The organism is Ruegeria sp. H3, assembly GCF_056533095.1.
This window is the reverse complement of record NZ_JBQFOD010000012.1, coordinates 53,875-66,205: the sequence shown is the minus strand read 5'-3', so window position 1 is coordinate 66,205 and position 12,331 is coordinate 53,875. Positions and strand designations below refer to the sequence as shown.

General features: G+C 56.4%; 9 protein-coding genes. 8 read left to right on the top strand and 1 reads right to left on the bottom strand.

Features of this window, described 5'->3' with window-relative positions; translation table 11 throughout:
- Window positions 1-51: 51 nt before the first annotated feature.
- A complete protein-coding gene (locus tag ACR0JE_RS14680; protein ID WP_480864696.1) occupies window positions 52-693 on the bottom strand; it encodes a TetR/AcrR family transcriptional regulator in 642 nt (213 codons plus the stop codon).
- Between the two features lie 87 nt (window positions 694-780).
- Between ACR0JE_RS14680 and ACR0JE_RS14675 the strand changes: the two genes are divergently transcribed.
- The 8 genes from ACR0JE_RS14675 (at window position 781) to ACR0JE_RS14640 (ending at window position 12,288) form a co-directional block, all read left to right on the top strand.
- Window positions 781-1,941, top strand: a complete 1,161-nt coding sequence (locus tag ACR0JE_RS14675; RefSeq protein ID WP_480864695.1) for an efflux RND transporter periplasmic adaptor subunit — start codon at window positions 781-783, stop codon at window positions 1,939-1,941.
- A gap of 12 nt (window positions 1,942-1,953) precedes the next feature.
- Window positions 1,954-5,097, top strand: a complete 3,144-nt coding sequence (locus ACR0JE_RS14670) for an efflux RND transporter permease subunit (protein ID WP_480864694.1) — start codon at window positions 1,954-1,956, stop codon at window positions 5,095-5,097.
- Window positions 5,098-5,228: 131 nt separating this feature from the next.
- The gene (locus ACR0JE_RS14665; RefSeq protein WP_480864693.1) at window positions 5,229-7,523 is read left to right on the top strand and encodes a bifunctional salicylyl-CoA 5-hydroxylase/oxidoreductase; all 2,295 of its coding nucleotides are present in this window, start codon (window positions 5,229-5,231) and stop codon (window positions 7,521-7,523) included.
- Window positions 7,520-8,239, top strand: coding sequence for an SDR family NAD(P)-dependent oxidoreductase (locus tag ACR0JE_RS14660; RefSeq protein ID WP_480543813.1), 720 nt, complete (start codon window positions 7,520-7,522; stop codon window positions 8,237-8,239). The genes ACR0JE_RS14665 and ACR0JE_RS14660 overlap by 4 nt, the downstream gene beginning before the upstream one ends.
- Complete coding sequence (locus tag ACR0JE_RS14655) at window positions 8,236-8,700, top strand: MarR family winged helix-turn-helix transcriptional regulator (RefSeq protein ID WP_480864692.1); 465 nt, start codon at window positions 8,236-8,238, stop codon at window positions 8,698-8,700. The genes ACR0JE_RS14660 and ACR0JE_RS14655 overlap by 4 nt, the downstream gene beginning before the upstream one ends.
- A complete protein-coding gene (locus tag ACR0JE_RS14650; protein ID WP_480864691.1) occupies window positions 8,700-9,503 on the top strand; it encodes an enoyl-CoA hydratase family protein in 804 nt (267 codons plus the stop codon). The genes ACR0JE_RS14655 and ACR0JE_RS14650 overlap by 1 nt, the downstream gene beginning before the upstream one ends.
- Window positions 9,503-10,654: an acyl-CoA dehydrogenase family protein gene (locus ACR0JE_RS14645; RefSeq protein WP_480827007.1), complete on the top strand. Its 1,152-nt coding sequence runs from the start codon at window positions 9,503-9,505 to the stop codon at window positions 10,652-10,654. The genes ACR0JE_RS14650 and ACR0JE_RS14645 overlap by 1 nt, the downstream gene beginning before the upstream one ends.
- Window positions 10,654-12,288 carry an AMP-binding protein gene (locus ACR0JE_RS14640; RefSeq protein ID WP_480864690.1) on the top strand — a complete coding sequence of 545 codons (1,635 nt, stop codon included), beginning with the start codon at window positions 10,654-10,656 and terminating at the stop codon, window positions 12,286-12,288. Before ACR0JE_RS14645 ends, ACR0JE_RS14640 begins: the two co-directional genes overlap by 1 nt.
- Window positions 12,289-12,331 lie beyond the last annotated feature (43 nt).

Genomic DNA, 12,331 nt, shown 5'->3' with positions numbered 1-12,331 from the left:
AGAACCTGCGATCCCGATAACCCTTATAAAAGTCACAGCTATGTTGAGAGATCAACGCAGCATTCTTTCAGAGATATCTTCGAGTAGGGCATACAGCTCGAAATCTCCGCCTTTCTCAGCAAGCCCTTTGTCATGCAGAATGAAGGATAGCCCGTGCACAAAACTCCACAATAAGAACCCCCGTCTACGTACCTCGTCAGTGATTCCCGGTTCTCCGAGACATTTTGCAACCTCAGTCAAAAGAATCCCAAAGCTTTGTTGACCGCTTTCTTCAAGTCGGGGATCTGCGATGCGATCCGTAAAGCCACCAAATTTCAGCCTGAAAATTCCCGGCTCGTTGAGGGCGAAAGCAACATACTCCATCCCAATTGCGGTGATGCGCTCGGTCGATCCTTCAGGAACGCCCTCCAGTGCGGCAAGCATTTTACTTCGGTGACGCTCCATGCCTTCAAGAACAGTCGCAACGAGCATTTCTGTCTTGTCTTTGAAGTGCTTGTAAGGGGCCGCCGTCGAAACGCCCGCCCGTCTGCACGCCTCAGAAACGGAAAATCTATCTGGACCTTTTTCTTCAACCAGCTGTCGGGTTGCCTCGATCAATGCAGCGCGTAGATCGCCGTGATGATAGGCTTTCTTGCTAACAGCATGACCGGTCGCCAGGTCGATTGAAGGGTGAATTTTTTCTGTGCTGCTCATGATCCAACATGTGCCAGATCACGTATCTCTTGTCAAAGTGAGAGCTTCTAACATATGTTAGAGATGCTAACTTGATGAGGTCCCCAAATGCCGAATCCTGCGAATTCATCTACTGAAGCGACCAAACCGAGCCTATTTGCACGTGTGTTCCGCGGCACTGTGCGTTTGGGAGTGACCGTCAGTTTTATAGCCGTTGCAGCGGCCGCCGTTTACTTCGGTGCGTCCGAGCTCACACGCCGGGCAGATGCTGTTCCTTCACCGGACGCTGCGGCAGTAACGCCGGTCTCGGCAACGCCAATCACGTCGGAGAGCGCCTATACAGTCGACCGTGTGTTCATCGGTCAGGTCGAACCACAGCGTTCGGCAGATATTTCATTCGAACTGAATGGGACGCTTGATCAGATTCTGGTGGATGAGGGCGACGAGGTTGCCAAGGGTCAACTTCTGGCGACGCTGGACACTGCTCTGTTGGAGGTCGAACGTGAGCGTCTGACCGCATCACGCGATGCCATCTCAGCCCAGCTCGCATTTGCCAAGAAAACAGTTGAGCGAAACGCCAAACTCATCGAACAGGGATTCACCAGCCAAGCCCGTTTGGACGAGGCCATTTCTCAGCAAGATGAATTGTTGTCGAGAATTGGCGAACTGGATGCGGCCATGCGTGATGTGACCGTTCGGATCGAGAAATCCAGTATCGAGGCCCCATTTGCCGGTCAAATAACCGCGCGACACGTGGATGGCGGGGAAACTCTGCGATCGGGTGAGCTGGTTCTGGGTATGGTCGAGGTCGTGTCCCCGCAGGTTCGGATCGGTATCCCTCTCGATGTTGATCCGGCGCTGCTGACTGATGTTGAGATCGAAATAGCAGGTCAAAGCTATCGCGCCGAGCTTGCAACTTTGCGGCCCGACATTGACCCGGTGACCCGAACCCGCACCGCGCTGTTCGATCTGAAGAACGGACCCGACATTGCTTTCGGACAAACCGCACGTGTGCATGTACTGGATCCCGTCCAGAGTTCGGGGACCTGGGTGCCCACGACATCGTTGAAGGAAGGTACACGTGGGCAATGGACACTTCTGGTTGCTGACGCGCAGAAGATTGTGCGCCTGGCAACGGTCGAAGTTCTGCACGCTGAAGATGACCGCGTTTTCGTACGTGGCGCGTTTCCAGAAGGCACTGTTCTGATCGACCAAGGGCCACAGCGCGTTACCGTTGGCCAGCGCGTCGCCTTCAACACGGGCGAGTAACGGAGCGATTTGATGGAAACCCTTACTTTTCGCCACCCCCGACTGGTTGCTCTTATCATTTTGGTGCTTGTGTCTGCAGGCCTGTCTTCGTTCTTATCGTTGGGCCGGCAGGAAGATCCTACGATTACCAACCTCTTCGCAACTGTAACCACGCAGTTCCCGGGCGCAGATCCGGAGCGGGTCGAAGCGCTGGTTACCGCAGAAATCGAAGAAGAACTGCGGAAAATCTCCGAAGTAGATGAGATCAGTTCTGTCTCACGCTCGGGCGTATCGGTGGTTTCAGTCGAGTTGTTGGAAACGCTGGATGAAGCCACCATTGAGCAGGTTTGGGCCGAAGCGCGCGATGCCGTTGAAGATGCGCGCCAGAACTTCCCGGCAGGAGTTTTGCCGCCAGAGTTTGATGCCGAGGGTATTGCTGCCTATTCCGCTGTCATTGCAGTTGCAGCCGAGGCCCCCGACTTCCCGCTCACTTTGTTGTCACGTCATGCCGAAGCATTGGGTGACAGACTGCGCGCGATACCTGCGACACGAGCAGTGGACTATTTCGGTCAGCCGGATGAAGAGGTGCTTGTAAGCGTCGACATGGACAAGGCTGCTGCGCTTGGGCTTAGCGCGGCCGAGATATCCCAGCGGATCGCCGAAGCAGATGGTAAGGTTCAGTCTGGGCGGTTGCAGTCCGATGTCGACCTGACCATCGGCATTAGCGGGGAGATTGAGACTTTGGACCGCATTCGAAGCATCGTCCTGCGTGAAAACGCAGACGGTGCCGTGGTTCAGCTCGGAGATATTGCCAGCGTAGACCGGGGTGGGCGCGAACCGCAGCCCTCAATCGCGTTTGCCAACGGAAAACCTTCGGTTCTGGTCGGGGTTCTGGCGCAGGATGGCGTGCAGATCGACCGCTGGACTGGTTTTCTTCGGGATGAGCTTGCGGCAGGCGCCGAACTGGTGCCTCTGGGCATGCAGGAGATTCTGCTGTTTGATCAAAGCCAGTATACGACGGATCGTTTGACAGAGGTTGGGATCAATATGGCCATTGGCGTGGCGCTGGTGGTGGCTGTTTTGTTTATCACCTTGGGGGTTCGGGCTGCCGCGATTGTGGCCTTGGTTCTGCCTGTCGTCTCATTGGCCACTTTGGCGACGATGAACATGATTGGATTGCCCATTCATCAGATGTCCGTGACGGGTCTGATTGTTGCCCTCGGTCTGCTTGTTGACGCAGCCATCGTGATGACCGATGAAATTCGACGCCGTCTGCAGGATGGGATGGAGCGACTTGCAGCCGTGCGAGACGCTGTTCGCCGGTTGGCCGCGCCGTTACTGGCATCGACTGTCACAACGGCGCTCGCCTTCACGCCGATGATCTTGCTGCCGGGGCCCGCAGGCGACTTTGTCGGTGCCATCGCGATCGCTGTGGTGCTTATGCTTGTCTGGTCCCTGGTCGTGGCCTTGACGGTGACTCCGGCGATTGCTGGCTGGTTGCTGTCCGATCGCCCGGATGCAGGAATGTTGAGCCGCGGTGTCAGCATACCGCCGCTTGCCCGTATGTTCGAGGCCTCAATCCGATTGTCCGTTGCCAACCCAGTGCGATCCATCGCGTTGGCGTTGGTCTTGCCCGTGCTTGGCTTTGCAGCCTTTCCAACGCTGACTGCGCAATTCTTCCCGGGCGTCGACCGCAACCAATTCTATATCGAGGTCGACATGCCGGGTGGAACATCAATTGCCACCACCGAAGCAACTGCGCGCCAGATCGATGAAATGTTACTGGCTGATGAAGGCGTCAAAAGTGTCTACTGGACGGTCGGAGAATCCGGCCCCGCATTCTACTACAACATCGTTGGCAACCGTTCACGCGAGCCCGGATTTGCACAAGCCATGATCACAACTGACACGGCCGATGATGCGGCCCGCCTTGTCGGAGCTCTGCAGGGTCGTCTGGATACCGACTTTCCTGACGCGCAGATCATCGTTCGCAATCTTGTGCAGGGACCTCCGGTCGCTGCACCGGTTGAGGTTAAAATTCAGGGGCAGGACATCACGGTTCTGCGTAATCTGGGCGACGAGGTGAGGTCAGTAATGGCCAATCTCGATTTGGTGACGCAGGCACGCGCCAGCGTGAACGGCGGCAACCCTCAAATCCGGTTCGAGATTGATGAGGTCAAAGCCCGTCTGCTGGGATTGGACGTGGCAGATATAGCGGGTCAGCTGGACACGGCGCTTGTTGGCATAACCGGTGGATCACTGATCGAAGGGACTGAACAGTTGCCGGTGCGTGTTCGTCTGGGTGACGAGGTGCGATCAGACCTAAGCGCTATTGTCAGTATGCCCATTCTGCTGCCGAACGCTGCCGCCATATCCGCGACCGGAGTGTTCCCGGCTGTACCTTTGTCGGAACTCGCCAGACCGGTTATCGAACCTGCAGAGAGCGTCATAACCCGAACGGATGGCGTACGCGAGAACACCATACAGGCGTTTATCGTGCCCGGTGTTTTGCCCGAAGAGGCTTTGCAGGACGTTCTAGAAGCGCTTGATGAGTCCGGGTTTGAGTTGCCGCAAGGCTATTCGATGTCCTTGGGCGGCGACAGTGATGCCCGATCCAACACCGTGGGCAATTTACTTGCCTCTGTCGGGTTGATTGTCACGCTCTCCATCGCGACCATTGTTTTGACCTTCAACTCGTTCCGGCTGACTCTTGTGACCTTGGTCGTGTGCGTGTTGTCTGCGGGCCTTTCAATGCTGTCACTGGCCGTCATGCAATTCCCGTTTGGCATAACTGCAATTATCGGAGTCATCGGTTCAATTGGGGTTTCGATCAACGCGGCGATCATAATTCTAACCGGGTTGCAACAAGACGATCAGGCCAGCCAGGGTGATCGGGCGGCGATGGCGCGCGTTGTTACTGGTTCCAGCCGACACATCATCTCGACAACAATCACGACTTTCGGTGGTTTCCTGCCCCTTATCTTAGGAGGAGGGGCTTTTTGGCCTCCGTTTGCGGTGGCGATCGCCGGTGGTGTTCTGTTGTCGACCGTAGTGTCGTTCTACTTCACCCCGCCTGTGTTCGCGCTGGTGTATCGTGGTAAATTCAAAAATCGGCGGGTAGCCAACCAACAACCCTCTGACCCCAACAATCCAGTTGTTGCGCTCGCGGCGGAATGAGGGTCCTCTTTTCCCTCGCAACCGAGCCATTCTTTCGGAGTCAAACTGTTCTTATTTAAAATTTCAAGCTTGAAATAGAAATGAGTTGCCCGCAGACTTAGTTCAAGAATCGGGGCAAGGAGAGGGATTGTATGCGTATCGCCTGTCTTGGTGGCGGCCCGGCAGGGCTTTATTGCGCGATCTCGATGAAGCTGCGCGACCCGACCCATGAGGTTGTCGTTGTGGAGCGAAACAAGAGGGACGACACCTTTGGTTGGGGCGTCGTGCTTTCTGATGAAACGCTCGACAACCTCGCGTCAAATGACAGCATAAGCGCCGCGGCAATCCGTGCAAACTTTGCCTATTGGGATGACGTGGCTTTGCACTTCAAAGGTGAGCGACTGGTATCTTCGGGCCATGGGTTCTGCGGTATCGGACGCAAGACACTGCTTCTTTTACTTCAGGACCGCGCGCGAGAACTGGGCGTCGAATTGCGTTTTGAAACCGAGATCGAAAGCGTCGAAACTTATGCTGCCGAGTTCGATCTTGTCGTGGCCAGCGATGGGCTGAATTCAAAAACGCGCGCGCATTATGCAGATGTATTCAAACCCGAGATCGACGAACGGCTTTGTCAGTTCGTTTGGCTGGGCACGCATCAGCGTTTTGATGACGCTTTTACCTTCATTTTCGAGGAAACCGACAAAGGGTGGGTCTGGGCCCATGCCTATCAATTCGATGATGAGACTGCGACATTCATTGTCGAATGTTCGCAATCCACTTTCGACGCGTATCGCTTTGGCGAGATGAGCCAAGACGAGAGCATCGCCGTTTGTGAGCACATCTTCAAAGATCACCTGGGCGGGCATGCTTTGATGACGAATGCCAATCATATCCGTGGTTCTGCCTGGCTACGGTTTCCGCGTGTGCTTTGCGAACAATGGCATCATGAGAATATCGTATTGATGGGCGATGCCGCAGCCTCGGCGCATTTTTCGATCGGCTCTGGCACGAAGCTGGCGTTGGAGTCGGCGATCGCCCTGGCCGACTTGCTGCATAGCGAGGTGGACACAGGCGTTGCCCTTGCGCGCTATCAAGAGGATCGCAGGCTTGAAGTGTTGCGTTTGCAATCAGCGGCGCGCAACTCGCTGGAGTGGTTTGAAACTGTGGAGCGCTACTTCGATCTGGAGCCGGTACAGCTCAACTATTCCATGTTGACCCGGAGCCAGCGGATCAGCCACGAAAACCTGCGCGAACGCGACAAGGATTGGCTGGAAAGCGCCGAGCGTTGGTTCATGACGAGTTCAGGTATGCCAGAGGACGCACCCCTGCGCGCTCCGATGTTCACGCCGTTTAAGCTGCGAGAGATGACACTCAAGAACCGGATCGTTGTGTCGCCCATGGCCCAGTATAAGGCTGTGGACGGCGCGCCGACGGATTGGCATTTGGCGCATTATGGAGAGCGGGCCAAAGGCGGGGCCGGGCTGGTCTATACTGAAATGACTTGCGTCAGCGCAGAGGGTCGGATCACACCCGGCTGTCCGGGACTTTACGCACCGGAACACGAGGCCGCCTGGCGGCGGCTGACTGGATTTGTGCACGAACACACCGACGCAAGGATTTGCTGTCAGATCGGGCATTCAGGGTGCAAGGGTTCGACCCAGTTGGGTTGGGAAGTCATGGACGCGCCGCTTGCGGAAGGGAATTGGGACCTGGTCAGTGCTTCGGCCCTTCCTTGGTCGCCAAACAACGCAACACCCCGCGAAATCACCCGAGCGGAGATGAACGAGATCAAGGACCAGTTTGTTGAAAGCGTACGCATGGCAGATCGGGCCAAATTCGACATGATCGAGTTGCACGCGGCGCACGGGTATCTTGTTTCGTCCTTTATCTCGCCCATATCGAACGCCCGCACAGATGAATACGGTGGCGCACTCGAAAACCGCCTGCGATGGCCGTTGGAGGTATTTGCCGCCATGCGTGCAGCCTGGCCAGAGGCCAAGCCGATATCGGTTCGAATCTCGGCGAATGACTGGGTTGGAGACGCGGGTGTAACACCTGAGGAAGCCGTGTTGATCGCCAAAGCCTTCCATTCGGCGGGAGCGGATTTGATTGACGTGTCGGCGGGGCAGACCACAATTGAAGCTCAGCCGGTCTATGGCCGCATGTTCCAGACGCCATTTAGTGACCGTATTCGCAACGACGCGGGTATACCCACGATGGCAGTCGGCAACATCTATGAAGCTGATCACGCGAATTCGATCCTCATGGCTGGGCGCGCTGATCTTGTTGCGGTCGGACGTCCACATCTGGCGGACCCATACTGGACCTTGCACGAGGCCGCACGCATCGGCGACAGGGCGGCTCCTGATTGGCCACTTCCCTATCTGGCAGGGCGGGATCAGGCGTGGCGTTTGGCAGATCGCGAAGCGGAGATGCTTAAAGTATGAGACGGGTCTTAGTCACGGGTGGAGGTACAGGTATCGGGCGTGCGATAGCCCATGCCTTTGCTGACGCGGGCGATGCTGTCACGATTACAGGCCGAAGAAGCGATATTCTTGAAGACGCCAGCGCTGGGCGTTCAATCACTTGGCAGACCGCTGACGTCACAAAAGAACCAGAGGTCGAAGCGCTTTTTGACGCGCCCTACCACGTGGTGATTGCAAATGCCGGGGGCGGTTCCTCTGGTAAGGTTTCAAAGACGTCGCTTGCGTCCTGGGAAAAGACTCTGTCGGTCAATTTGACAGGCACATTTCTGACCTTTCGTGCGGCCTTGAACACGATGGGCGCTGGCGGGCGCCTGATTGCAATTGCGTCGACTGCTGCCTTGAAAGGGAATGCATCGGTTCCCGCTTATTCTGCCGCCAAACATGGTGTCGTCGGGCTGGTTCGATCCATCGCTTTGGATGTTGCGAAGTCGGGGATCACGTGTAACGCGATTTGTCCCGGCTTTACGGATACTGCGCTCGCAGATGAGGCCATATCCGGGCTTATGAAACGGTTTGATATGAACCGAGGTGAGGCGACGACAATGGTCGCGTCGGGCAATCCCCAGGCACGACTCATTGACCCGAGCGAAGTGGCCGCAACCGCGTTGTTTTTGGCGTCTAAGCAAGCCGCCGCGATCAACGGTCACGCATTGTCAATGTCGGGAGGTGAGATATGAATCCACAACCGCAACCCGACCAGGAACCGCTGTCAAAGGAACGGCTGCGCCTTTGGCTCAGGATTTTGAAGCTTTCGTCTTCGGTCCAGGCAGATCTGCGCCGTAGGCTCCGAGATAATCATGATACGACGCTTCCGCGATTTGATGTGATGGCAGCCCTATCGCGCTATCCTGACGGGTTAAAAATGAGCGAGCTTTCCGACTATCTGAAAGTCTCCAACGGTAACATTACTGGAATTATCGACCGCCTGGCGGAAGAAGGCATTGCGCTTCGTGTTGCGGTGCCCGGAGACCGGCGTGCCATGATCGCGCGCTTAACACCCAAAGGCACCAAAGCATTCGCGGATTTGGCGGAGCACCATGAAGAATGGATAGACGATATGTTGGGCAACCTGACGCGTGAGGACGCAAAAACCCTGACCCGTCTTTTGAACAAAGCCCTGGATGATCGGAACACGTGATGAACCTGCCCCAGCCAAAGCACTTTCGCTGCAAAATTGTCGACGGTATTGCCCGTATTGCCCATGATCGACCAGATCGAAAAAATCCTTTTACATTCGACAGCTATGCTGAAATGCGCGATTGGTTCCGTGCCCTTGCCTATTCGGACGAGGTCCACGCGGTTGTGATCTTGCCAAACGGTGGCAATTTCAGTTCGGGCGGAGACGTGCATGACATCATCGGGCCGCTCACCCGGATGACCATGAAAGAGCTTCTGGCCTTCACGCGCATGACCGGAGATTTGGTCAAGGCGATGATCCATTGCGGCAAGCCGATCATTGCGGCCGTTGATGGGGTCTGCGCGGGTGCAGGCGCGATTATGGCCATGGCGTCTGATCTGCGCATTTCCGGACCGGACACAAAAGTTGCGTTTCTGTTCAACAAGGTCGGGCTTGCAGGCTGCGATATGGGGGCTTGCGCGATGCTGCCTCGGATCATCGGGCAGGGGCGCGCTGCGGAATTGCTTTATACCGGGCGCACCATGCGCGCAGAAGAGGGCGAACGCTGGGGGTTTTTCAACTCTGTAACCTCCGCTGAAGAGCTTGCGGCGGCGGCGATTGCCCTTGCCGAACGGATTGCCACCGGGCCGACCTTTGCCAATGCCATGACCAAGACGATGCTTGCGCAGGAATGGAATATGAGCCTGGATCAGGCGATCGAGGCCGAGGCACAGGCACAGGCCATCTGTATGCAGGGCCAGGATTTTACGCGTGCCTATGAAGCCTTTATTGCCAAAGAAAAACCAGTGTTCGGGGGCGATTGATGGCGGATCAAACCTTTCTCCACTGGCCTTTCTTTGATGCCGAACACCGCGACTGGGCGGCCTATGTGGAAGGGTTTGCGCAAGGGCTGAATATAGATCACGGCGATACGGACGCGGCCTGCCGGGCGCTGGTTGCGGAGCTTGGAAAGGCAGGCGTTCTTGCGCCGACGTCCAATGACGACGGCGTGTTCGACGTCCGGAAGCTGTGCCTGTCGCGTGAAATTCTGGCACGCCATGACGGGTTGGCCGATTTCGCCTTTGCCATGCAGGGGCTGGGGACTGGAGCGATCACGCTGTTTGGAACGCCCGAACAGAAAGCCGCCTGGCTTCCCAAGACGCGCGCAGGGCAAGCGATTTCCGCCTTCGCCCTTACCGAGCCCGGATCGGGTTCAGATGTTGCGGCCAACACCATGACTGCGACGCGCGATGGCGATCATTTCATCCTTAACGGCGAGAAAACCTGGATCTCGAATGGCGGGATTGCTGATGTCTACACGGTCTTTGCGAACACGGGTGAAGCGCCGGGTGCCAAGGGCATGTCGGCCTTTATCGTCACGCCAGACTTGCCGGGTTTTGATGTTGCAGAGCGTCTTGATACCATCGCGCCACATCCTTTGGCGACCTTGCGGTTTACGGAATGCCGTGTCCCCGCAAGCAGCATGATTGGGAATCCGGGGCAAGGCTTCAAAATCGCAATGTCTGTCTTGGATGTGTTTCGTGCCAGCGTGGCAGCCGCGGCTTTGGGCTTTGCGCGCCGCGCGCTGGATGAAGCACTTGGGCGCGTTTCCTCCCGGCACGTACAAGGGTCTCCGTTGTTTGATTTACAACTGGTTCAGGGGCATATCGCTGACATGGCTTTGGATGTCGATGCGGCGGCTTTGTTGATTTACCGCGCCGCATGGATGCGCGACAGGGGTGCCCCGCGCATCACCCGCGAGGCGGCGATGGCAAAGCTGTTTGCCACGGATCAGGCGCAACATGTGATAGACAAGGCGGTTCAGCTTTTTGGTGGAGACGGCGTAAGATCTGGGTCTTCAGTGGAAACGCTCTATCGCGAAATCCGGGCGCTGCGCATCTATGAAGGTGCGAGCGATGTTCAGAAAATCATCATAGCGCGCCAGACCATGACCGTGTTCGAGGGGGGTGCCTGATGCTTGGACCGACGGCGCATAGTGATGGTTTCGCGCGGGACAACCTGCCTAGGCAGGACAGTTGGCCTGATTTCTTGACGGCTGGATTTGATTACCCAGAATATCTGAATGCCGGTGTGGAACTGACTGATGCGATGGTGGCCAAAGGGTTCGGAGATCACACGGCGCTGATCGGAAATGGTCGGCAGCGGACCTACAAAGAACTGACGGATTGGACAAACAGACTGGCACATGCACTGGTCAACGATCTGGGTGTAAAACCAGGAAATCGTGTGTTGATCCGTTCGGCCAACAATCCGGCCATGGTGGCCTGCTGGCTTGCTGCTACGAAAGCAGGCGCTGTGGTGGTCAACACAATGCCGATGTTGCGTGCGGTCGAATTGCAAAAATATATCGAACTGGCCGAGATCACGCATGCGCTATGCGACACCCGACTGATGGATGAATTGGACCTTTGCGCAAAGGACTGTCCTTCTCTGCGCGTTGTGGCATTTGACGGGACAATGAACCATGATGCCGAGCTTGATGGACTGGCACTGGAAAAACCGGTGACGTTCGAGGCGGTTCAGACGGGTCGTGACGATGTCGCCTTACTGGGCTTTACCTCCGGTTCCACCGGTGCGCCCAAGGCGACCATGCATTTCCACCGCGACCTTCTGATGATTGCGGATGGATATGCGCGCGACGTGCTTAAGGTGGTGCCCGAAGATGTCTTTGTCGGTTCACCGCCATTGGCGTTTACATTCGGCTTGGGAGGACTGGCGATCTTCCCCCTCAGATTCGGTGCAACAGCAACGCTGCTGGAAGACGCAACACCGCCGAATATGATCGACATTATCCAGAAATATAAGGCGACGGTGTCCTTCACAGCACCAACCGCCTATCGCGTGATGCTCTGCGCTATGGAAGAGGGGGCTGACCTTTCCAGTCTACGGGCTGCCGTGTCCGCAGGAGAGACCTTGCCTGCCCCGGTTTATGAGGAGTGGATCGCAAAAACCGGCAAACCGATGCTGGACGGGATTGGGGCGACTGAGATGCTGCACATCTTTATCTCGAACCGTTTTGACGATCACCGTGCGGCTTGTACTGGCAAGCCTGTAACGGGGTACGAAGCCAAAATTCTGGCACCTGACGGCAGCGAAGCGCCGATTGGCGAGGTGGGGCGGCTGGCCGTGCGCGGCCCCACTGGGTGCCGATATCTGCGGGGTGACCGTCAGGACACCTATGTTCAGGATGGATGGAACGTCACGGGTGACAGTTTTCGCCGTGATCAGGATGGCTATTTCTATTTCGTAGCCCGCAATGACGACATGATAGTCTCCTCTGGTTACAATATTGCTGGGCCCGAGGTTGAAGCGGCCCTTTTGGGGCACGAAGCCGTTGCTGAATGTGGCGTCATTGGTGCGCCAGACGAGGCGCGCGGGTCAATTGTTCAAGCCCATATTGTTCTTGCTGAGAATGTCGAACCATCCGACGAGCTGATCCAAGCTCTTCAGGACCATGTGAAAGCGACCGTTGCGCCCTTCAAATATCCACGTTCTATCATTTTCCGGGATGACCTGCCAAAAACCCCAACAGGAAAGATTCAACGCTTCAGACTGAAAGAGGAGATTCCGGAACAAGGGTCGACATGAGCGTTATCGGACAATTGTCCCCTCGATTTGGGCGGGATCGAGA